Below are 20,534 nucleotides of genomic sequence, written 5' to 3'. Positions count from 1 at the left end.
GAATGATCGTGTCCTGCGCACCTGAACGTTTCATACCCGCCCCGGGCCTTGGCAATCCGCACCTGCAGACCTTGTGGGGCCCGTTGTGGCGTAAAACCGTTCACATCGATCGCGAACGTGAGCGCTTCTGGCTGGACGATGGTGATTTCCTCGACCTCGACTGGCATGGTCCGCATAGCGCCGAAGCCCCGCTGGTGCTGGTGCTTCATGGGCTGACCGGTTCCTCCAACTCACCCTACGTTGCCGGCCTGCAACGGGCGCTCAATGCTCAAGGCTGGGCCAGCGTCGCCCTGAACTGGCGTGGTTGCTCGGGCGAGCCGAACCTGCTGGCCCGCAGTTATCATTCCGGCGCCAGCGAAGACCTCGCCGCGGCTATCGCCCATCTGCGGGCCCGGCGTCCCCTGGCGCCACTGTTTGCGGTGGGCTATTCGCTGGGCGGAAATGTGCTGCTCAAGCATTTGGGTGAAGCCAGCAGCGACAGCCAGTTGCAAGGCGCAGTGGCGGTCTCGGTACCGTTTCGCCTGGACCAGTGCGCCGACCGCATCGGACAGGGTTTTTCCAGGTTCTATCAGGCGCATTTCATGCGGGAGATGGTCGCCTACGTGCGCAACAAACAACGCCAGTTCCAGCATGACGGACGCGACGAAGGGCTCGCGGCCCTGGCAGCCCTGGGCTCGCTGGACAACATGCGCACCTTCTGGGATTTCGATGGCCGGGTGACAGCGCCACTGCACGGCTTTTCCGACGCCGCAGACTACTACCGGCGCGCGTCCAGCCGCTATTTCATGGCGGGAATCAGTACACCGACGCTGGTCATCCAGGCCGCCGACGACCCTTTTGTATTCCCCCACAGCCTGCCCGAACCCGGCGAGTTATCGGCCTCGACCCACCTGGAACTGCACCGGCGTGGCGGGCATGTGGGATTTGTCGACGGAACCCTGCGGCGCCCAGGCTATTACCTGGAACGCCGCATTCCCGATTGGCTGGCAAGCCTGGGCCACTCGTGACGATTCGCAGGCAAAGGAGATCCCCTGTGGGAGCGAGCTTGCTCGCGATGGCGATGGATCAGGCACATTGAAGTTGACTGATACACCGCTATCGCGAGCAAGCTCGCTCCCACATTGATTTCGGGTGTCTTGTTATTCGCTATTCGCCCTTCGCCACGCCCCGCTGGGGATCATTGATCCACTCGCTCCACGAGCCGGCATACAACCGTCCCAGCGGATAGCCCGCCAGGCACAAGGCAAACAGGTTATGGCACGCCGTCACGCCGGAGCCACAGTAAGCCACCAGCTCGGTGGGCGGACGCTCGCCCAGTTTTTCAGCGAAACGCAGCTTGAGTTGAGCGGGCGGCAAGAAGCGTCCATCGGCCCCCAGGTTGTCGGTGAATGCTGCGCATGACGCGCCCGGGATATGCCCCGCCACCGGGTCGATCGGCTCGACTTCACCCTTGAAACGCGGCAGCGCCCTGGCATCCAGCAGGGTCATGTCCGCATCACCGAGGCGCTGTTGCAACGCCTGCGCACTGAGCAGCAAGCTTGCGTCCGGCGCGCCGCTGAAAGTCCCGCGAGCAGTTTGCGGCGGATCCAGGCTCAGGGGCAGGCCGGCCGCATGCCAGGCCTTGAGCCCGCCGTCGAGAATATGCACGCCATCGCGTTTGCCCAGCCAGACCAGCAACCACCAGGCCCGCGCGGCATAGGCGCCGGGGCCGTCGTCATACAGCACGACCTCGCTGTCATTGTTGATCCCCCAGGCCCGGAGACGCTCAACCAGCGCCTCGGGCTCCGGCAGCGGATGACGTCCGGTGACGCCCTTGATGACCGGTCCGCTCAGATCCCGTTCAAGGTCGGCGAACGACGCGCCGGCGATATGGCCCTCGGCGTAGCTGCGCTGGCCATAGTCCGGGTCCTCCAGGGCAAAACGACAATCGAGGATCACCAGCCCGGGCTGTGATCTCCGCTGTTCCAGGGCCTGAGGGCTGATGAGTTGCGCGATGGGCATGGTGAGCTCCTGTGGCTGAATCAAGGGGTCCGATCTACTGCCCTTCCTCCAGGGTCTGGGCCAGCGGGACATAAAATTCTTTGAACAGGGCATCTACCGCTTCGCGGGCCTGCTCGGTCACAAACCCCGCCTCCAGCACCAACACCTGATACACGCCGCGCTTGATCGCCTGTTCGCTCAGGTGGTTGGAGTTTTCGCGGGTGGTGCAGAGGAACCGGACCCAGGACGTGAGGACAATCCAGGCATTGAGGGTCAGGGACTCGATCTGGACACGGTCCATCGCCAGGATACCGGCGTCGACGAAGCCTTCGTAAATAGCCGTGCCATGGATCAGGCAGCGTTGGGAAAAGCGCCGGTAGCGAGCCGCCAGTTCCGGGTCGCTATCGAGCAGGTGTTCCAGGTCCCGGTGCAGGAACCGGTAGCGCCACATCGCCGAAAGCAGCTCCTGCAGGTAGAAGCGCTTGTCGTCCACCGTGGCCGCCCGCCCCTGGGGTGGCCGCAGGAAGCTGTCCACCAGGTTTTCGTATTCGCTGAACAGCACGGCGATGATCGCCTGCTTGTTGGGGAAGTGGTAATAGAGATTGCCCGGGGACATGTCCATGTGGGCGGCAATGTGATTGGTGCTGACACTGCGCTCACCCTGCCGGTTGAACAACTCCAGGCTGTTCTGCACGATGCGCTCGCTGGTTTTTATCCGTGGGGCCATGGCTTGGGCTTAATTCGAAAAATCATGTGATGGGCATCTTACGACCTATCGGTCACGGGAGAAAACCCACGCCATCACGGAGGCAGCATTTGACTTTTTAGAGCACAAGCTCTAGAAATCAACCATTCCAATAATAATCCGGTGCCGACATGCCAGCCGACGTTGCTTACCTGCACCAGTCTCAACAGCAGCTGGATGAAATTCGGACGATCTTCGAGGCCCAGCGCCGTGCTTTCGCCGCGCATCCCATGCCAACGGCCGAGCAGCGCCGGCAGTGGCTCAAGGCATTACGCGAACTGTTGAGCAATGAACGGCAAGCCCTGATCGACGCGATCAGCCAGGACTTCAGTCACCGCAGCGCCGACGAAACCCTGCTGGCCGAGTTGATGCCGAGCCTGCACGGCATCCATTACGCGAGCCGCAACCTCAAGGGCTGGATGAAACCTTCCCGGCGCAAGGTCGGCATGGCTTTCCAACCGGCATCGGCCAAGGTGATCTACCAGCCATTGGGCGTGGTCGGGATCATCGTGCCGTGGAATTACCCGCTCTTCCTGGCCGTAGGCCCATTGGTCGGGGCCTTGTCGGCGGGCAACCGGGTCATGCTCAAGCTCAGCGAGGCGACCCCGGCCACCGGGTTGCTGCTCAAGCGGCTGTTCGCCCATATCTTTCCCCAGGACCTGGTGTCGGTGGTGCTGGGCGAGGCTGACGTCGGCATTGCATTCTCCAGGTTGCCGTTCGATCACCTGTTGTTTACCGGCGCCACCAGCATCGGCAAGCATGTGATGCGTGCCGCCGCGGAAAACCTCACCCCCGTCACCCTCGAGCTGGGTGGCAAATCACCCGCCATCGTGTCCGACGACGTACCGCTCAAGGACGCCGCCGAACGCATAGCCTTCGGCAAGAGCCTGAATGCCGGGCAGACCTGCGTCGCGCCGGATTACGTGCTGGTACCGCAGAGCCGCGTCGGAGCGTTCGTCGAGGCGTATCGGGAAGCGGTCCGCGGGTTTTATCCGACGCTGGCGGACAACCCGGACTACACCGCCATCATCAACGATCGCCAATTGGCGCGGCTCAACGGCTACATTGGCGACGCCACCAGCAAAGGCGCGCTGCTGATCGAGCTGTTCGACCAGGGCCAGGGACGCCGCATGGCCCACAGCCTGTTGCTCAATGTCACGGATGAGATGACGGTGATGCAGGATGAGATCTTCGGCCCACTACTGCCCATCGTGCCGTATGAAGGCCTGGACCAGGCCTTGGCCTATATCAATCGACGGCCTCGTCCGCTGGCGCTCTACTACTTCGGCTACAACAAGGCCGAACAGCAGCGGGTACTCGATGAAACCCATTCCGGCGGCGTCTGCCTGAACGACACGCTGCTGCATGTGGCCCAGGACGACATGCCGTTTGGCGGCATTGGCGCCTCGGGGATGGGCCACTATCACGGTCACGAGGGATTCCTGACCTTCAGCAAGGCCAAGGGCGTCCTGATCAAGCAGCGCTTCAACGCCGCCAGACTGATTTATCCGCCCTATGGCAAGCCTTTGCAGAAGCTGATCCAGAAGCTGTTCATCCGCTGACAAGCGTCTCCCGGGTAATAACAATAATGAGCCCAGACCTGACCGATACGCCTGCCCTGACACGGCGTGGTTTGCTGCAACTGAGCCTTGGCGCCAGTGTTTTCCTCGCCACCGTCGGCCTGGGCGCCAGCCTAAGCGGCTGTTCGTCCAGCCAACCGGCGGACGGCCTGAAGGCCCTGCGCGACAGCGACCTGGCATTTCTACGCGCCGTCATTCCGGTGATGCTCGACGGCGCAGTGACGGCAGGCACGATCCAGGCCGCCACCGACGTCACGCTGCAAAGCCTGGATCGCGGCCTGGCGCACTTGTCTGCGTCGATGCTCAAGCTCACGCATCAACTGTTCGACGTGCTCACGCTGGGCGTGACCCGCGGGCCGCTGACCGGAATCTGGGGCGGGTGGGAAAACGCCAGCGCCGATGACATCCGACAATTCCTGACACGCTGGGAAAACAGCTCGCTGAGCTTGTTGCGCCAAGGCCACAGTTCGTTGCTGCAAATGGTCATGATGGCCTGGTACAGCCGGCCCGAGGCCTGGGCGCACTGCGGGTATCCGGGCCCGCCAACCGTCTGAAACCAGCTGAAATATTGTGGGAGCGAGCTTGCTCGCGAATGCGGTGTGCCAGCCACCGAGGATGTCACTGATCCAACGCCATCGCGAGCAAGCTCGCTCCCACAGGGATTTTCATGGTCATCAATCAATAACAACAAGAGAACCCCGAACATGCCCGTACCCGATCCGTTCCGCGAAGGCCTGGCCCGTGGCTGGACCACCTACAACGGCGCGCAACTGACCCAGGACCTCACGCTGGAAGCGGACGTGGCGATCATCGGCAGCGGCGCCGGCGGAGGCACCACGGCGGAAATTCTCAGTGCCGCCGGCTACAAGGTATTGCTCATCGAAGAAGGCCCGCTCAAGACCAGCCAGGACTTCAAGCTGCTTGAGGATCAGGCTTACACCAGCCTGTATCAGGAAGGTCTCGGGCGAATGAGCAAGGACGGCGCCATTACCATTCTCCAGGGCCGTGCCGTGGGGGGCACCACGTTGATCAACTGGACCTCGAGCTTTCGTACGCCTGACCAGACTCTCGAACATTGGGCGACCGAGCATGCCGTCCGGGGCCACGGCCCCGCCGAGATGGCGCCCTGGTTCGAACGAATGGAGCAGCGCCTGGGGGTGACGCCATGGCTGATTCCGCCCAATGCCAACAACGACGTCATTCGCAAGGGCTGCGAGCAATTGGGCTACAGCTGGCATGTGATCCCGCGCAACGTGCGTGGCTGCTGGAACCTGGGCTATTGCGGGATGGGTTGCCCGACCAATGCCAAGCAATCGATGCTCGTCACCACCATACCCGCCACGCTGGACCAGGGCGGCGCCCTGCTCTATCTGGCGCGGGCCGAACGCCTGATCATCAGCAACGATGCGGTAGTGGAATTGCAATGCCAGGCCATGGACGAACGCTGCGTGGCGCCGACCGGACGGCGCATCAGGGTCAAGGCGCGGCATTACGTGCTCGCCGGTGGCGGCATCAACAGCCCCGCCCTGCTGCTGCGCTCCGACGCGCCGGATCCGCATCGATGCCTGGGCAAGCGCACCTTCCTGCACTTGGTGAACATGTCAGCCGGACTGTTCGATGAAGTCATCAACCCTTTTTATGGGGCTCCACAGTCGATTTATTCAGATCATTTCCAATGGCAGGATGGCGTCACCGGCAAAATGTCCTACAAGCTGGAAGTCCCGCCTTTGCACCCAGCCCTCGCCGCCACGCTGTTGGGCGGCTTTGGTGCGCAGAACGCAGCGCACATGGCAGAGTTGCCCCACACCCACGCCATGCTGGCGTTACTGCGCGACGGCTTTCACCCGGACAGCCCCGGCGGTACCGTGGAATTGCGCAGCGACGGCACGCCCGTGCTCGACTATCAGGTCTCCCCCTACACTTGGGACGGTTTGCGCCGGGCATTCCACAGCATGGCCGAGATCCAGTTCGCCGCGGGAGCCAGGTCGGTCATGCCGATGCACAGCGATGCCCGGCACGTGAAAACCCTGGCCGAGGCCCGCGCGCTGATCGACGGGCTGGACCTGGCTCTTTTTCGCACCCGCCTGGGCAGCGCCCATGTCATGGGAGGTTGCGCCATGGGCGAAGAGCCAAAACACGCGGTGGCCGACAGCCTCGGCCGCCACCACCAACTGCGTAACCTTTCCATCCACGACGGCTCGCTGTTCCCCACCAGCATCGGCGCCAACCCGCAATTGTCGGTGTACGGCCTGACCGCCAAACTGGCGACCCTGCTGGCCGAACGTCTGCAAAACACATGAAAAAACCGACTATTCGCAGCGCCTATAGTGCGTTCTTATCCCATCGCCGACTTGGCCGACCGAGTCGGCTGCGATACCATCCGACTCCCCAACGGACTCCCGCCAGGACGACGCGATGAACCGAGTGTTGTACCCAGGTACCTTCGACCCCATTACCAAGGGCCATGGCGATCTGGTCGAACGCGCCTCGCGCCTGTTCGACCATGTGATCATTGCCGTCGCCGCCAGCCCGAAGAAAAACCCGCTGTTCCCGCTGGAGCAACGTGTGGAGCTGGCCCGTGAGGTCACCAAGCACCTGCCGAACGTGGAAGTGGTCGGCTTCTCGACGCTGCTGGCGCATTTCGCCAAGGAAAAGAACGCCAATGTGTTCCTGCGCGGCCTGCGTGCGGTCTCGGATTTCGAATACGAGTTCCAGCTGGCCAACATGAACCGCCAGTTGGCCCCGGACGTCGAGAGTCTCTTCCTGACCCCGTCGGAGCGTTACTCCTTCATCTCGTCGACCCTGGTGCGGGAAATTGCGGCCTTGGGCGGCGATATCACCAAGTTCGTCCACCCGGCCGTGGCCGACGCGCTGACCCTGCGCTTCAAGAAGTAACCCGCCGACGCTGCGACTCGCTCGCAGCACAGCGCAGTCCATCGCCCCCGCGTGCACTGCGCTCGCCAATGCGGCACAATTGCGCCCATACGTTTTTCAGATGCCCGGGCTCAACGCCCCGGCCGGAGCTTGCATGTCCCTGATCATCACCGACGACTGCATCAATTGCGACGTCTGCGAACCCGAGTGCCCGAACGCCGCCATTTCCCAGGGCGAAGAGATCTATGTCATTGACCCGAACTTGTGCACCCAGTGCGTCGGGCACTATGACGAGCCTCAATGCCAGCAGGTCTGCCCGGTGGATTGCATCCCGCTGGACGAGGCTCATCCGGAGACTGAGGAACAGTTGATGGCGAAATATCGCAAAATCACTGGCAAGGATTGAGCCGGCAATTTTTGCAGGTCTTTGCCGGCCTCTTCGCGAGCAGGCTCGCTCCCACAGGACTGTTGTTTTCAGGTAATTTGGGGGTCTAAGCGAATCCCTTGTGGGAGCGAGCTTGCTCGCGATAGCGCCATCAGCCACACCCAATACCTCACTCCTGCCGCTCAAACCCCTCCCCAACACACCCCAGACAACGCACAAACGTCGCTTTCGCCGGGTCAACCACCAACGCCTTCCCCGCATCGCCAACCCCGCCACCCAGCGCCGTAAAGGGCAACGACACGACAAACGCTCCGGCACCGATCACGGTGGCGGCGAGCAGCAGCGGACGAGCAATCAGCAAGTCGCCGAGCATGGCGTACGCGGGTGGATTCTGGATGGTGTAGCGCGGGTCACCGCTTTCGGTGTTCGCCAAGGCAGGCAAGCCGACACTCAGCGAGAGTGCCAGGAGGAAAGTTCGAAGCAGAGTCATGGGGCGATCCTTCGGCAGAAACAGTATGACTACTGACTATAGACCGTAAGACCAATTACCTCTGGCAGCGCGGACACCAGACGCTGGCGCGCTGGCCCAGGCGGATTTCCCGCAGCCCCGTGCCACAGACCTTGCACAACTCCCCACCCCGGCCGTAGACGAACAGCTCCTGCTGGAAATAACCGGGCTGGCCATCCCCGCCGATGAAGTCGCGCAGCGTGGTTCCACCACGTTCGATGGCATGGGCAAGGATGCGCTTGATCTCGATCGCCAGTTTCAGATAACGCGCCCGAGAAATGCTTCCGGCGGCGCGCCGTGGGTCGATACCGGCGGCGAACAGCGCTTCGGTCGCGTAGATATTGCCCACGCCCACCACGACCGCGTTGTCCATGATGAACGGCTTGACCGCCATCGAGCGCCCACGGGAAAGCTGGAACAGCCGATCGCCGTCGAACAGGTCGGTCAGCGGTTCCGGCCCGAGGCGAATCAGCAACTCGTGATTGAGCGGATCAAGGCTCCAGAGCATCGCCCCGAAGCGACGCGGGTCGGTGTAGCGCAGGGCCAGCCCGGACTCCAGTTCGATGTCGACATGCTCATGCTTGAGGGCGGGCATGCCGATCTCGACCAGCCGCAGGTTGCCGGACATGCCCAGGTGGCTGATCAGCGTGCCAACCTCGGCATTGATCAACAGGTACTTGGCCCGCCGTTCCACCTGCACGATGCGCTGCCCCGAAAGACGCACGTCGAGGTCTTCGGGAATCGGCCAGCGCAAGCGGCGGTCCCGCACGACGACGCGGCTGACCCGTTGCCCTTCGAGGTGTGGCGCGATCCCGCGGCGGGTGGTTTCGACTTCCGGCAGTTCTGGCATAGGGCTCTCGAATCAAGCGAAAGCTGGCACTCAACGAGAGGCCAGGTCGCGGATTTCCTGTTTCTGGGTCTCGAAGTCGTACTCCGGCAGACCGATGTAATCGAGCACCAGTGGCCCGACGCAATTCCACTCGTGATCCTCGGCCTGGTTGCCCAGCACGCGATGGGAGGCACAGATGTTCTCGGACATCTTCAGGATCGCCAACAGGTTTTTCAACTGACTGTTATTGCGCGACGATTCGTCGCTGAAAATCGCCAGGGCGTTGTGGTGATTGGCGATGGCCTGGCTGACGTGGTCCGGCAGGCGCCAGGATTTGGAAGTGTAGTAACCGACCACCGCATGGTTGGTGTTGAACACGCGGTTTTCGGTGTCCACTATCCGGCTCTCGGCGCTGGCATTGGCATAGGCCTCCTCCAGCACGCCCATGTAGGTGGGGAACTGCTTGAGCATCAGCGGCACGCCGCAGTCATGGAACAAACCCAGGGCATAGGCTTCGTCGCCGTTCTGCAGGCCGACGCGCTTGGCCAGGGTCAGGCAGGTCATGGCCACGTCCTGGGCGGTGTCCCAGAAGCGGTTCAAGGTGACGATGGCATCGTCGTGCAATTCACCCTTGATCGACTGCGCGTTGATCAGGTTGATGATCGACCGGCTGCCCAGCAGGTTCACTGCGCGCTGGATCGAAGTGATCTTGTTGCTCAAGCCGTAGTACGGCGAATTGACGATCTTGAGCAAGGCACCCGAAAGGCCCGGATCCTGGGAAATCAGCTTGGCAATGTTTTCCAGGTCCGGGTCGGGCATGTACTGCTCCATCTGCAAATCCACCATGATTTGCGGCTGGGGCGGCACACTGATGCCCTGCAGGGACTGTTGGATCTGTTCGGCGGAAAGTTCTTTGGACATGGGTACACACTCTGGGTAAGGCCGGGAGTCTAACCCCTAAATCTGGATCCGACACACCACCGGTAAATTGGCGGAACTTTCGTACAAGCCTGAGCTTCGGAATCTGTAGGACCAATGCCCAAGTCTTGCAATAAGGCTTAGGTCGGCAGCCAACCCATTCAGCTTTAGGAGATTTTCATGCCCGCTAATCTGAACAACAAGCGTGTCGCCATTCTGGTCACCGACGGTTTTGAACAGGCCGAACTGACCGGTCCCAAAGAGGCGCTGGAACAGGCCGGGGCCAAGGTCGACATCATTTCCGCCAGCGACGGCCAGGTCAAAGGCTGGAACCATGACAAGCCGGCCGACGACTTCAAGGTCGACCTGACTTTCAAGGCGGCGAATGTCGATCAGTACGAAGCGGTGGTGCTGCCCGGCGGCGTGCAGAACTCCGACACCATCCGCATCGACCCCGACGCGCAGAACCTGGTCAAGGGCTTCGAGGCGGCCGGCAAACCCATCGCGGTGATTTGCCATGGCGGCTGGTTGCTGGTGTCCAGCGGCCTGGTCAAAGGCAAGACCATGACCAGCTACAAGACACTCAAGGATGACCTGGTCAATGCCGGCGCGAACTGGGTCGACCAGGAAGTCGTCCGGGACGGCAGCTGGATCAGCAGCCGCCAGCCTGATGATATTCCCGCGTTCAACCGTGAACTGATCAACTCGCTGTCGGCCTGAAGCCGTTGTGGCGAGGCGAGCAGAGCAGGCTCCCTCGCCGCATGTCCACCGCCGGCCCCGCAAGGGTTGCAACACGGTATACTCCCGCTCTTTTTTCCGGAGCGACGTCATGTCCCTGCCCAGCCTGCGCCTCAAAGCCAACGCCGACCGTCGCCTGCGCGCCGGCCACCTGTGGGTCTACAGTAACGAAATCGATGTGGCCGCCACCCCGCTGCACGGCTTCAAGGCCGGTGACCAGGCGGTCCTCGAAGCCGCCGGCGGCAAGCCGCTGGGCATCGTTGCGATGAGCCCTAACAACCTGATCTGCGCACGCCTCTTGTCCCGTGACGCGAAGCTGGCGCTGGACAAATCCCTGCTGGTGCATCGCCTCAACGTGGCGTTGTCACTGCGCGAGCGGCTGTTCGACAAGCCGTTCTATCGCCTGGTCTACGGTGATTCCGACCTGCTGCCGGGCCTGGTGGTCGACCGTTTCGGCGACATCCTGGTGGTGCAGATCGCCTCGGCCACCATGGAAGCCCACAAGGACGACGTGATCGCCGCCCTCACCCAGGTGCTCAAGCCCAGCGGTATCCTGTTCAAGAACGATTCCGCGGCCCGCGACGCTGAAGGCCTGGAGCGCTACGTCGAGACCGTCTTCGGCCTCGTCCCGGAGTGGGTCGCCCTGGAAGAGAACGGCGTGAAGTTCGAAGCGCCGGTCATGCAAGGCCAGAAAACCGGCTGGTTCTACGACCACCGCATGAACCGTGCGCGTCTGGCCCCCTATGCCAAGGGCAAGCGCGTCCTGGACCTGTTCAGCTACATCGGCGGCTGGGGCGTGCAAGCCGCGGCGTTCGGTGCCAGTGAAGTATTCTGCGTCGACGCCTCGGCCTTCGCCCTTGACGGCGTCGAGCGCAACGCCGCGCTGAACGGCGTCGCCGAGAAGCTGACCTGCATTGAAGGTGACGTTTTCGAAGCCTTGAAGGAACTCAAGGCCAGCGAAGAGCGTTTTGACGTGATCGTTGCCGACCCGCCGGCCTTCATCAAGCGCAAGAAAGACCTGAAGAACGGCGAAGGCGCCTATCGCCGCCTCAACGAACAGGCCATGCGCCTGCTCAGCAAGGACGGCATCCTGGTCAGTGCTTCATGCTCGATGCACCTGCCCGAAGACGATCTGCAGAACATCCTGCTGACCAGCGCCCGTCACCTGGACCGCAACATTCAACTGCTCGAACGCGGCGGCCAGGGCCCCGATCACCCGGTACACCCGGCGATCGCCGAGACGCGCTACATCAAGAGCATCACCTGCCGGTTGCTGCCTAATAGCTGAGGCCGGGCGGGACGGGGCTACGGCCCTGCCCCGCTGATCGATAACGAGCATTTCCCCGGTCGATGCCGTTCGGCTTACCTTGCGGCTGAACGCTGCCAGTCGTCATTCCAGGCGCGACATTGGTCTCGATCAGCGCTTTGCGTCATTTCATCCTGACGCCAGCGGTGTAGAATCGCGACATTCATCGCCATTCATCCCCGGCGGGTTTATGAGCTCATGCTGAGGCGCGCAGCGATCCTGCAAAGTCATCAGCCACGTCCGGACTCACGGCCAACCCCGAGTGTTCCAGACGTCGACAGAAGCTCACTTCCCCATTGTTACCTGATAAGTACCTGATTAGCCGCCCGGAGTGCTCCATGCCTGATTACCGTTCGAAAACATCCACCCATGGCCGCAACATGGCCGGCGCCCGTGCCCTGTGGCGCGCCACGGGGATGAAGGATGACGACTTCAAGAAGCCGATCATCGCCATTGCCAACTCCTTCACGCAATTCGTACCAGGCCATGTTCACCTCAAGGACCTGGGCCAACTGGTTGCACGGGAAATCGAACGCGCCGGCGGGGTTGCCAAGGAATTCAACACCATCGCCGTGGACGACGGCATCGCCATGGGTCACGACGGCATGCTGTATTCGCTGCCCAGCCGCGAGATCATCGCCGACTCGGTCGAATACATGGTCAACGCCCACTGCGCCGACGCCATCGTGTGCATTTCCAACTGCGACAAGATCACCCCCGGCATGCTCATGGCTGCCTTGCGCCTGAATATCCCGGTGATCTTCGTGTCCGGTGGCCCGATGGAGGCCGGCAAGACCAAGCTCGCCAGTCATGGCCTGGACCTGGTGGACGCCATGGTGATCGCCGCCGACTCCAGCGCATCCGACGAGAAAGTCGCCGAGTACGAGCGCAGCGCCTGCCCGACCTGCGGTTCGTGCTCCGGCATGTTCACCGCCAACTCGATGAACTGCCTGACCGAGGCCCTGGGCCTGGCGTTGCCTGGCAACGGTTCGACCCTGGCCACCCACAGCGACCGCGAACAACTGTTCCTGCAGGCCGGCCGTACCATCGTCGAGCTGTGCAAGCGCTACTACGGCGAGAACGACGATTCAGTGTTGCCGCGCAACGTCGCCAACTTCAAGGCGTTCGAGAACGCCATGACCCTCGACATCGCCATGGGCGGCTCGACCAACACCATCCTGCACTTGCTCGCCGCTGCCCAGGAAGCCGAGATCGATTTCGACCTGCGCGACATCGACCGCCTCTCCCGCCACGTGCCGCAGCTGTGCAAGGTCGCGCCGAACATCCAGAAGTACCACATGGAAGACGTGCACCGTGCCGGCGGGATCTTCAGCATCCTCGGTTCGCTGGCCCGCGGCGGCTTGCTGCATACCGACCTGCCAACCGTACACAGCAAGACCATGGCCGAGGCCATCGCCAAGTGGGACATCACCCAGACCAGCGACGAAGCCGTGCATCACTTCTTCAAGGCCGGCCCGGCGGGCATCCCGACACAAACCGCGTTCAGCCAGTCGACCCGTTGGGAAACCCTGGACGACGACCGTGAGAACGGCTGCATCCGCAGCGTCGAGCACGCCTACTCCAAGGAAGGCGGCCTGGCCGTGCTATACGGCAACATCGCCCTCGACGGCTGCGTGGTGAAGACCGCCGGTGTCGACGAGTCGATCCATGTGTTCGAAGGCAACGCGAAGATTTTCGAAAGCCAGGACAGCGCCGTGCGCGGGATTCTCGCCGACGAGGTGAAAGCCGGCGACATCGTGATCATTCGTTACGAAGGTCCGAAGGGCGGCCCGGGCATGCAGGAGATGCTCTACCCGACCTCCTACCTGAAATCCAAGGGCCTGGGCAAAGCCTGTGCGCTGCTGACCGACGGCCGTTTCTCCGGCGGCACGTCGGGCCTGTCCATCGGCCACGCTTCGCCGGAAGCAGCGGCTGGCGGTGCCATCGGCCTGGTGCGCGACGGCGACAAGGTACTGATCGACATTCCGAACCGTTCGATCAATCTGTTGATCAGCGATGAGGAACTGGCTGCGCGCCGCGTCGAACAGGACAGCAAAGGCTGGAAGCCGGTGGAAGTGCGTCCGCGCAAAGTCACCACGGCCCTCAAGGCCTACGCACTGCTTGCCACCAGTGCCGACAAAGGCGCGGTTCGCGACAAGGCGATGCTTGACGGGTTGTAAGCGCCCCGAGCCAGATAAAAATGCCCCGCCAAGTGCGGGGCATTTTTATTGGACCAGCGATATCCCCTGTGGCGAGGGAGCTTGCTCCCGCTGGGCCGCGAAGCGGCCCCAAAATCTGCCAAATGCGCAGCATCAGAAATACCGCACCCGGTTCACGACTGCTTCGCAGCCGAGCGGGAGCAAGCTCCCTCGCCACGGAAGGCGTAACTGATCCGGTTTACTGGATATCTTCCGGCTTGACGATCACCCAGTTCTTGTCCGCTGTCACGGGCAGTCCTTCCTTGGCCTGGGCGGCCGCGTGCTTGGCCATCATCCCGTTTATCTGCGTCATGTATTTATCCTTGCGATTGACCCACAAGTGGATGCCGCCCTTGGCCACGTCTACATCGTGGAACAGCATGTAGCCGTCGCTGCTTGGTGTATCGCCAGCGACGAGCACCGGTTTTTTCCATTCGTCGATGTAGGTCAGGATCGCCGCGTGCTTGCCGGCCATCCAGGTCGCCGGAGTCCACAGGTAAGGCGTGTATTCCAGGCCAAGATTGGCCTTTTCGTCATATTTGCCGTTGGTGATTTGCTTGCGGGCGGTGGTCAGTTCGCCGGTCTTGCGGTCCTTGAGCAGCGTGGTTACGCCAATGACGTTCTGCGGCTTGAGGTTGTAGCCATACTTCGGGTCCGAGGCAACCATGCGCACCAGCTCTTCGGAGGCGGCGGTCATGACATAGACCTCGATGCCGTTCTCCATCAGCTTGTTGTAGAGCTCGGCCTGCCCGGTGAAGATCTTCGGTGGGTTGACGTTGTACTGGACCACTTTGTCGCCATCGTAATACGTGGTCGGTACCGGTTTGCCGGAAGCCATCAGCTCATCGACATAGCCCTTCAGCTCCTTCAGGGTGTAGCCGGAAAACACCTGGGCCACCCACGGGTAGCAGACCATGTCGTCCACTTCGCAGAGTCGATAGTAATAACTGAACAGGCTTTCCTTGTGGTCGGCTGTGTCCTTGAATGGCATCAGCTTCAAGGACGGGTCCAGGCTTTCCCGGGTGATGAGCCCCTTGTTCTCCATGAACGGCAGCAGCGACTCTTCGAGGTCGTAGCGGTAGCTGGTGTTGTCCATGTCGAACACCGCGTAGTTACCTTTGTTGGCGTTGGCCGCGATCATCGCTTCCAGCGCCTTGGCCTGTTCCGCGGGCCAATGCTTGAGGTCAGTGGCGAGCGCCTGGCCGGCGAGGCCCAGGCCTATAGCGACAGCGAGCAAGCGAGGTACGAGCTTCATCGACATTTACTCCCAGGTTGTAGGAGCTCGACGCTAACAAATGCCTGTGACAGATCCCACCTGTGCGCGACTGCTTGCGTCTCGATAACGCCAGCGGCATACCTCTTAACGGCAACGCCTTATTCCAAAAGCGACAGTAGACATTCTTTTTTAGTATTAATTCTTTAGATATCAGGCTGTTAGGCTTTCCGGCTCACAGTCGCGACGCTTGGCGGCTGGCAAAGTCTTTCCGGAGTTTTTCATGAATCTGCCGCTGATCCTCAATCTGTTGGTGTTCATCGCCTTGCTGTACGGCTTGGCGCAAACCCGTCACAGCACCTGGAGCCTGGCCAAAAAAGTGCTGCTGGCGCTGGTCCTGGGCGTGGTGTTCGGTATCGCCCTGCACACGATCTACGGCGCAGGCGACCCGGTGCTCAAAGCCTCGATCGGCTGGTTCGACCTGGTGGGCAACGGCTACGTGCAGTTGCTGCAGATGATCGTGATCCCGCTGGTCTTTGCTTCGATCCTCAGCGCCGTGGCCCGCCTGCACAACGCCTCGTCCCTGGGCAAGATCAGCTTCCTGACCATCGGCACGCTGCTGTTCACTACCGCCATCGCCGCCCTGATCGGTATCGGCCTGACCAACCTGTTCGACCTCACTGCCGAAGGCCTGGTGGCCGGAACCCAGGAGCAGGCACGGCTGCAAGTGATCCAGAGCGATTACGCCGGCAAGGTCGCCAACCTGAATATCCCGCAACTGTTGCTTTCGTTCATCCCCCAGAACCCCTTCGCCGACCTGGCCAGGGCCAAGCCGACGTCGATCATCAGCGTGGTGATCTTCGCGGCGTTCCTCGGTGTCGCGGCGTTGCAATTGCTCAAGGATGACGCAGAGAAAGGCCAGAAAGTGATCAACGCCATCGACACCCTGCAAAGCTGGGTGACGCGCCTGGTGCGCCTGGTGATGAAACTGACCCCGTATGGCGTGTTGGCGCTGATGACAAAAGTGGTGGCCGGCTCCAACCTGCAGGACATCATCAAGCTCGGCAGCTTCGTGGTGGTGTCGTACCTGGGGCTGGGGCTGATGTTCGTGGTCCACGGCCTGCTGGTGTCCGCTGCCGGGATCAATCCGTTGCGCTTCTTCCGCAAGATCTGGCCGGTGCTGACCTTCGCTTTCACCAGCCGCTCCAGCGCGGCGACCATCCCCCTGAGTATCGAAGCCCAGACCAGCCGCCTCGGCATTCCCCGGGCGATCGCCAGCTTCAGCGCATCGTTTGGCGCCACCATCGGCCAGAACGGTTGCGCCGGGCTCTATCCGGCGATGCTGGCGGTCATGGTCGCGCCTACGGTGGGGATCAATCCGCTGGACCCGGTGTGGATCGCGACGCTGGTGGCCATCGTGACCTTGAGTTCGGCGGGCGTGGCCGGTGTCGGCGGTGGCGCAACGTTCGCCGCGTTGATCGTGCTGCCGGCCATGGGCTTGCCGATCTCGCTGGTGGCGTTGCTGATTTCGGTCGAGCCGTTGATCGACATGGGCCGTACCGCGTTGAATGTCAGTGGCTCGATCACCGCCGGGGCGATTACCAGCCAGGTGATGCAGCAGACGGACAAGACGTTGCTCGATGCCGAGGAGCATGGGGAGTTGGTGCACGCTTGATTGGCGGCGCCAAGTAGATCGCCTTCGCGAGCAGGCTCGCTCCCACAGTTGACCGATTTTCCTGACCGAACCCGGTTACCTGTGGGAGCGAGCCTGCTCGCGAAGCTTTGGCTTTTAAAGCTTCTCCCACACCTCAAAGCTGTACGCCGGCTTGTCCCCTTCGGCCGGATTCGGCTGGTTCGACACAAGTTTCCACTGGCTCGAAGCAAACTCCGGAAACCACGCATCCCCTTCCGGGCTCAGCGCCACGCGGGTCAGGTACAGCCGGTCCGCCTGCTCCAATGCCTGCGCGTAGAGCTGGGCGCCACCGATCAGCATCAGCTCATCAACGCCTTGTTCCAGCGCCCAGGCTTCGGCCCGTTCCACTGCGGCCTCCAGCGAAGCAAAGACTTCCGCGCCTTCCAGCACCAGGCCCGGCTGGCGGCTGACGACAATGTTCAAGCGTCCCGGCAGCGGTCGACCGAGGGAGTCCCAGGTCTTGCGCCCCATGATGATCGGCTTGCCCAGGGTGGTGGCCTTGAAGTATTTGAAGTCCCCCGGCAAGTGCCAGGGCATGCTGTTGTCGATGCCGATCACACGGTTTTCACCGAGGGCTGCGATCAGGCTTAAGGGAAGAGTTTTTTTCATGACGGCGAGGATACCAGAGGCCCGGACCGGCGCCACAGCGGTTATGCTGATTGCTCATTCGAGCAACGGAAGCCCTCGTGACTGAACTGCAAAACCTCTGGTTGACCGAGACGATACGCCTGCGTGAAGAACATGCCGGCCCGCTCGAAGACCAGGAAGCCAATCGCCTGGCCCGCGCGGCCGGCGGCGATTTGTCCACGCGCATCCGTCATCGCGCCCACTGGCTGGCCGAGCGCGATGGCCTCGTTCAGGCCCTGCGTCACTGGCTGCAAGGCGCACGGCTGGCACTGATCGCATTGGCCGTGCTCGCCGTGGCCAGCGGCGCCGGCCTGGGCTTTGCCGCCCTCGGCGATGGACGCGCGCCGGTCAACGTATTCTGGGCCCTCGGCAGCCTGTTGGGGCTGAACCTGATCCTGCTGATCGGCTGGGCCCTGGGCCTACTGTTCGCCGGTGAGCAAGGCGCCACGCTCGGACGCCTGTGGCTGTGGCTCAGCGAAAAACTCGCTCGCGACGCCAAGGCCGCGCAACTCGCGCCGGCGCTGCTGCTGTTGCTGCAACGGCACAAGCTCAACCGCTGGGCCCTCGGTGTGCTGGTCAATGGCTTGTGGTTGCTGGCGATGCTCAGCGCGCTGGTCGTCGTTTTGTTGCTGATGGCGACCCGGCGCTATGGCTTCGTATGGGAAACCACCATTCTCGGTGGCGAGACCTTCGTCGCCATGACCCAGACCCTCGGTGCGTTGCCCGCCCTGCTGGGCTTCAGCGTGCCGAGCGTCGAGATGATCCGCGCCAGCGGCGACGCCGCGCTGGACATCGAAAGAGCCCGCCAGGCCTGGGCCGCCTGGTTGGTGGGCGTGCTGCTGATCTACGGCGTGCTGCCGCGCCTGGGCCTGGCGCTGTTGTGCCTGTGGCGTTGGCGCCGTGGCAGCGCCAACCTGCGCCTGGACTTGAACCTGCCCGGCTACGCTCAGTTGCGTGAGCGATTGATGCCAAGCAGCGAACGCCTGGGCGTCAATGACGCCGCCCCCGCACAAATGCATCAAGTCGAAAGCGCCGTGGGCGCCATGGAGAGCGACGGCGCGCTGCTGGTGGCGATCGAGCTGGATGAACGTCCCTGGCCGCCGAAGCTGCCGGGCACCGTGAAAAGCGCGGGCATCCTCGACAGCCGCGAATCGCGCCACAAGTTGCTTGAACAACTTTCGCGCTTCCCGCCCGCGCGCCTGGCGATTGCCTGCGATCCCCGGCGCTCGCCAGACCGTGGCAGCCTGGCATTGATCGCCGAACTGGCTCGCAGCGCCAGCGCCACCCGCGTCTGGCTGTTGCAGGCGCCGCCCGGCGAAGCCCTGGATGCCGAGCGCCTGGGTGACTGGCACAGCGCGTTGCAGCAGCTGCAATTGCCGTTCGCCGACTGTGCGCCGTTGAACTGGCTGGAGACGGGCCATGACTGAATCCATCAAGCCATTGAAGCTCGCCGTGGTCGGGCACACCAACGTCGGCAAGACCTCCCTGCTGCGTACCCTGACCCGGGATGTCGGCTTCGGCGAGGTCTCCCACCGCCCGAGCACCACCCGTCACGTCGAAGGCGCGCGCCTGTCGGTGGACGGCGAGGCGCTGCTGGAGTTGTACGACACGCCTGGGCTGGAAGACGCCATCGCCCTGCTCGATTATCTCGAACGCCTCGAGCGTCCCGGTGAGCGCCTGGATGGCCCGGCACGCCTGGCGCGTTTCCTCGAAGGCAGCGAGGCGCGACAACGCTTCGAGCAAGAAGCCAAGGTGCTGCGGCAGTTGCTCGCCAGCGACGCCGGGCTTTATGTGATCGATGCCCGCGAACCGGTGTTGGCCAAGTACCGCGATGAATTGGAAGTCCTCGCCAGTTGCGGCAAACCGTTGCTGCCGGTACTCAATTTCGTCAGCGGCGCCCAGCACCGCGAACCCGACTGGCGCGACGCCCTGGCGCGGCTGGGCCTGCATGCTCTGGTCCGTTTCGACAGCGTCGCCCCGCCCGAGGACGGCGAACGACGTCTGTACGAAAGCCTGGCGTTGCTGCTGGAAAGCGCTCGCGGGCAATTGGAGCGGCTGATCGCCGACCAACAGGCCCAGCGTCTGGCACGCCAGCAGAGCGCCAGACGGCTGATTGCCGAATTGCTGATCGATTGCGCCGCTTGCCGGCGCAGCGTCGCCAGCGATACCGAACTGGAACGCCAGGCCATCAGCGAACTGCGCAACGCGGTGCGTCAGCGCGAACAGCGTTGTGTCGAGGCCCTGCTCAAGCTCTACGCTTTCCGCCCTCAGGATGCAGCGGCCAGCGATCTTCCCTTGCTGGACGGCCGCTGGGGTGATGACCTGTTCAACCCCGACACACTCAAGCAATTGGGCGTGCGGGTCGGTGGCGGCATTGCGGCCGGGGCGGCGGCCGGAGCCGGTGTCGACCTGCTGGTGGGTGGCCTGACCCTGGGCGCCGCCGCCCTTGCCGGGGCGATTGCCGGCGGCGCGCTGCAAACGGCCCGCAACTATGGCGACCGGTTGATCGGCAAGCTCAAGGGCCAACGTGAACTGAGCGTCGATGACAGCGTGCTGCGCCTGTTGGCCCTGCGCCAACGGCAACTGCTGCAAGCCATCGACCAGCGTGGCCATGCGGCGATGGACAGCATCCATATCGCCACGCCCCAGGACAAGACCTGGCGCGAGGGCAAATTACCCGAGGCGCTGGGCAAGGCCAGGGCGTATCCGCAGTGGTCGTCGTTGAATCCCCAGCCACGACTGAGCCAGGCCGAACGACAGGAACAGATCGAGCTGTTGGCTGAACAGCTCTAGACACCACAACTCCTGTGGCGAGGGGATTTATCCCCGCTGGGGTGCGAAGCGCCCCCAAAAAAGTATCGAGCGCCGCCGTTTACCGGATAGAAAAGCCAGGGCCGCTTCGCGACCCAGCGGGGATAAATCCCCTCGCCACAAAAACGC

Annotated in this window: 19 protein-coding genes; 12 read left to right on the top strand and 7 right to left on the bottom strand. The window is 62.6% G+C overall.

The window, feature by feature from the left end:
• Nucleotides 1-2: 2 nt before the first annotated feature.
• Nucleotides 3-1,007 (top strand): hydrolase, encoded by a 1,005-nt coding sequence (locus PSH78_RS01770; RefSeq protein ID WP_305498146.1) that lies wholly within the window; start codon nucleotides 3-5, stop codon nucleotides 1,005-1,007.
• A gap of 139 nt (nucleotides 1,008-1,146) precedes the next feature.
• On the opposite strand, the gene PSH78_RS01765 is transcribed toward PSH78_RS01770, so the two are convergent.
• On the bottom strand, nucleotides 1,147-2,001 hold the full coding sequence (locus tag PSH78_RS01765; RefSeq protein ID WP_305498145.1) for a sulfurtransferase: 855 nt from the start codon (nucleotides 1,999-2,001) through the stop codon (nucleotides 1,147-1,149).
• A 34-nt stretch (nucleotides 2,002-2,035) separates the two neighbouring features.
• Nucleotides 2,036-2,707 carry a TetR/AcrR family transcriptional regulator gene (locus tag PSH78_RS01760; RefSeq protein ID WP_305498144.1) on the bottom strand — a complete coding sequence of 224 codons (672 nt, stop codon included), beginning with the start codon at nucleotides 2,705-2,707 and terminating at the stop codon, nucleotides 2,036-2,038.
• Between the two features lie 149 nt (nucleotides 2,708-2,856).
• Here PSH78_RS01760 and PSH78_RS01755 point away from each other — a divergent pair, with 149 nt between their 5' ends.
• The 5 genes from PSH78_RS01755 (at nucleotide 2,857) to PSH78_RS01735 (ending at nucleotide 7,585) form a co-directional block, all read left to right on the top strand.
• On the top strand, nucleotides 2,857-4,287 hold the full coding sequence (locus PSH78_RS01755) for a coniferyl aldehyde dehydrogenase (protein ID WP_305498143.1): 1,431 nt from the start codon (nucleotides 2,857-2,859) through the stop codon (nucleotides 4,285-4,287).
• Between the two features lie 26 nt (nucleotides 4,288-4,313).
• Nucleotides 4,314-4,859, top strand: coding sequence for a twin-arginine translocation pathway signal protein (locus PSH78_RS01750; protein WP_305498142.1), 546 nt, complete (start codon nucleotides 4,314-4,316; stop codon nucleotides 4,857-4,859).
• A gap of 150 nt (nucleotides 4,860-5,009) precedes the next feature.
• Nucleotides 5,010-6,605, top strand: a complete 1,596-nt coding sequence (locus PSH78_RS01745) for a GMC family oxidoreductase (RefSeq protein ID WP_305498141.1) — start codon at nucleotides 5,010-5,012, stop codon at nucleotides 6,603-6,605.
• A 115-nt stretch (nucleotides 6,606-6,720) separates the two neighbouring features.
• Nucleotides 6,721-7,200: a pantetheine-phosphate adenylyltransferase gene (coaD, locus tag PSH78_RS01740; RefSeq protein WP_007897855.1), complete on the top strand. Its 480-nt coding sequence runs from the start codon at nucleotides 6,721-6,723 to the stop codon at nucleotides 7,198-7,200.
• Nucleotides 7,201-7,333: 133 nt separating this feature from the next.
• On the top strand, nucleotides 7,334-7,585 hold the full coding sequence (locus PSH78_RS01735; protein WP_305498140.1) for a YfhL family 4Fe-4S dicluster ferredoxin: 252 nt from the start codon (nucleotides 7,334-7,336) through the stop codon (nucleotides 7,583-7,585).
• A 148-nt stretch (nucleotides 7,586-7,733) separates the two neighbouring features.
• On the opposite strand, the gene PSH78_RS01730 is transcribed toward PSH78_RS01735, so the two are convergent.
• From PSH78_RS01730 to PSH78_RS01720, 3 genes are read right to left on the bottom strand one after another with little or no spacing between them, the layout of a single operon-like run.
• Nucleotides 7,734-8,054, bottom strand: coding sequence for a multidrug transporter (locus tag PSH78_RS01730; protein WP_305498139.1), 321 nt, complete (start codon nucleotides 8,052-8,054; stop codon nucleotides 7,734-7,736).
• Nucleotides 8,055-8,109: 55 nt separating this feature from the next.
• Nucleotides 8,110-8,922: a bifunctional DNA-formamidopyrimidine glycosylase/DNA-(apurinic or apyrimidinic site) lyase gene (gene mutM, locus PSH78_RS01725; RefSeq protein ID WP_305498137.1), complete on the bottom strand. Its 813-nt coding sequence runs from the start codon at nucleotides 8,920-8,922 to the stop codon at nucleotides 8,110-8,112.
• Between the two features lie 30 nt (nucleotides 8,923-8,952).
• On the bottom strand, nucleotides 8,953-9,768 hold the full coding sequence (locus PSH78_RS01720) for an HDOD domain-containing protein (RefSeq protein WP_305501159.1): 816 nt from the start codon (nucleotides 9,766-9,768) through the stop codon (nucleotides 8,953-8,955).
• 231 nt (nucleotides 9,769-9,999) lie between these two features.
• Between PSH78_RS01720 and PSH78_RS01715 the strand changes: the two genes are divergently transcribed.
• From PSH78_RS01715 to ilvD, 3 genes are all read left to right on the top strand, one after another.
• On the top strand, nucleotides 10,000-10,539 hold the full coding sequence (locus PSH78_RS01715; RefSeq protein ID WP_305498136.1) for a type 1 glutamine amidotransferase domain-containing protein: 540 nt from the start codon (nucleotides 10,000-10,002) through the stop codon (nucleotides 10,537-10,539).
• A 109-nt stretch (nucleotides 10,540-10,648) separates the two neighbouring features.
• The gene (locus PSH78_RS01710) at nucleotides 10,649-11,845 is read left to right on the top strand and encodes a class I SAM-dependent rRNA methyltransferase (protein WP_305498134.1); all 1,197 of its coding nucleotides are present in this window, start codon (nucleotides 10,649-10,651) and stop codon (nucleotides 11,843-11,845) included.
• 356 nt (nucleotides 11,846-12,201) lie between these two features.
• On the top strand, nucleotides 12,202-14,043 hold the full coding sequence (gene ilvD / locus PSH78_RS01705) for a dihydroxy-acid dehydratase (RefSeq protein ID WP_305498133.1): 1,842 nt from the start codon (nucleotides 12,202-12,204) through the stop codon (nucleotides 14,041-14,043).
• Nucleotides 14,044-14,260: 217 nt separating this feature from the next.
• Here ilvD and PSH78_RS01700 read toward each other — a convergent pair whose 3' ends face one another.
• Nucleotides 14,261-15,316: a haloacid dehalogenase-like hydrolase gene (locus tag PSH78_RS01700; protein ID WP_305498132.1), complete on the bottom strand. Its 1,056-nt coding sequence runs from the start codon at nucleotides 15,314-15,316 to the stop codon at nucleotides 14,261-14,263.
• Between the two features lie 241 nt (nucleotides 15,317-15,557).
• Between PSH78_RS01700 and PSH78_RS01695 the strand changes: the two genes are divergently transcribed.
• Complete coding sequence (locus PSH78_RS01695) at nucleotides 15,558-16,949, top strand: L-cystine transporter (RefSeq protein ID WP_305498131.1); 1,392 nt, start codon at nucleotides 15,558-15,560, stop codon at nucleotides 16,947-16,949.
• A 114-nt stretch (nucleotides 16,950-17,063) separates the two neighbouring features.
• Here PSH78_RS01695 and PSH78_RS01690 read toward each other — a convergent pair whose 3' ends face one another.
• Complete coding sequence (locus PSH78_RS01690) at nucleotides 17,064-17,576, bottom strand: dihydrofolate reductase (protein ID WP_305498129.1); 513 nt, start codon at nucleotides 17,574-17,576, stop codon at nucleotides 17,064-17,066.
• A 77-nt stretch (nucleotides 17,577-17,653) separates the two neighbouring features.
• Here PSH78_RS01690 and PSH78_RS01685 point away from each other — a divergent pair, with 77 nt between their 5' ends.
• On the top strand, nucleotides 17,654-19,021 hold the full coding sequence (locus tag PSH78_RS01685; RefSeq protein WP_305498128.1) for a DUF2868 domain-containing protein: 1,368 nt from the start codon (nucleotides 17,654-17,656) through the stop codon (nucleotides 19,019-19,021).
• On the top strand, nucleotides 19,014-20,387 hold the full coding sequence (locus PSH78_RS01680; RefSeq protein WP_305498127.1) for a GTPase/DUF3482 domain-containing protein: 1,374 nt from the start codon (nucleotides 19,014-19,016) through the stop codon (nucleotides 20,385-20,387). The genes PSH78_RS01685 and PSH78_RS01680 overlap by 8 nt, the downstream gene beginning before the upstream one ends.
• Nucleotides 20,388-20,534: the final 147 nt, after the last annotated feature.

Origin of the sequence: Pseudomonas sp. FP198 (assembly GCF_030687895.1) — a bacterium.
Taxonomy (GTDB): Bacteria; Pseudomonadota; Gammaproteobacteria; order Pseudomonadales; family Pseudomonadaceae; genus Aquipseudomonas.
Note: the sequence above shows the minus strand (reverse complement) of the source record. Positions and strands in the feature narration are given on the sequence as shown.

Excerpts from the sequence above, each read along its gene's own strand:
- PSH78_RS01770 (WP_305498146.1), top strand. The coding sequence starts at position 3 with ATGATCGTGTCCTGCGCACCTGAACGTTTCATACCCGCCCCGGGCCTT.
- PSH78_RS01765 (WP_305498145.1), bottom strand. The coding sequence starts at position 2,001 with ATGCCCATCGCGCAACTCATCAGCCCTCAGGCCCTGGAACAGCGGAGA.
- PSH78_RS01760 (WP_305498144.1), bottom strand. The coding sequence starts at position 2,707 with ATGGCCCCACGGATAAAAACCAGCGAGCGCATCGTGCAGAACAGCCTG.
- PSH78_RS01755 (WP_305498143.1), top strand. The coding sequence starts at position 2,857 with ATGCCAGCCGACGTTGCTTACCTGCACCAGTCTCAACAGCAGCTGGAT.
- PSH78_RS01750 (WP_305498142.1), top strand. The coding sequence starts at position 4,314 with ATGAGCCCAGACCTGACCGATACGCCTGCCCTGACACGGCGTGGTTTG.
- PSH78_RS01745 (WP_305498141.1), top strand. The coding sequence starts at position 5,010 with ATGCCCGTACCCGATCCGTTCCGCGAAGGCCTGGCCCGTGGCTGGACC.
- coaD (WP_007897855.1), top strand. The coding sequence starts at position 6,721 with ATGAACCGAGTGTTGTACCCAGGTACCTTCGACCCCATTACCAAGGGC.
- PSH78_RS01735 (WP_305498140.1), top strand. The coding sequence starts at position 7,334 with ATGTCCCTGATCATCACCGACGACTGCATCAATTGCGACGTCTGCGAA.
- PSH78_RS01730 (WP_305498139.1), bottom strand. The coding sequence starts at position 8,054 with ATGACTCTGCTTCGAACTTTCCTCCTGGCACTCTCGCTGAGTGTCGGC.
- mutM (WP_305498137.1), bottom strand. The coding sequence starts at position 8,922 with ATGCCAGAACTGCCGGAAGTCGAAACCACCCGCCGCGGGATCGCGCCA.
- PSH78_RS01715 (WP_305498136.1), top strand. The coding sequence starts at position 10,000 with ATGCCCGCTAATCTGAACAACAAGCGTGTCGCCATTCTGGTCACCGAC.
- PSH78_RS01710 (WP_305498134.1), top strand. The coding sequence starts at position 10,649 with ATGTCCCTGCCCAGCCTGCGCCTCAAAGCCAACGCCGACCGTCGCCTG.
- ilvD (WP_305498133.1), top strand. The coding sequence starts at position 12,202 with ATGCCTGATTACCGTTCGAAAACATCCACCCATGGCCGCAACATGGCC.
- PSH78_RS01700 (WP_305498132.1), bottom strand. The coding sequence starts at position 15,316 with ATGAAGCTCGTACCTCGCTTGCTCGCTGTCGCTATAGGCCTGGGCCTC.
- PSH78_RS01695 (WP_305498131.1), top strand. The coding sequence starts at position 15,558 with ATGAATCTGCCGCTGATCCTCAATCTGTTGGTGTTCATCGCCTTGCTG.
- PSH78_RS01690 (WP_305498129.1), bottom strand. The coding sequence starts at position 17,576 with ATGAAAAAAACTCTTCCCTTAAGCCTGATCGCAGCCCTCGGTGAAAAC.
- PSH78_RS01680 (WP_305498127.1), top strand. The coding sequence starts at position 19,014 with ATGACTGAATCCATCAAGCCATTGAAGCTCGCCGTGGTCGGGCACACC.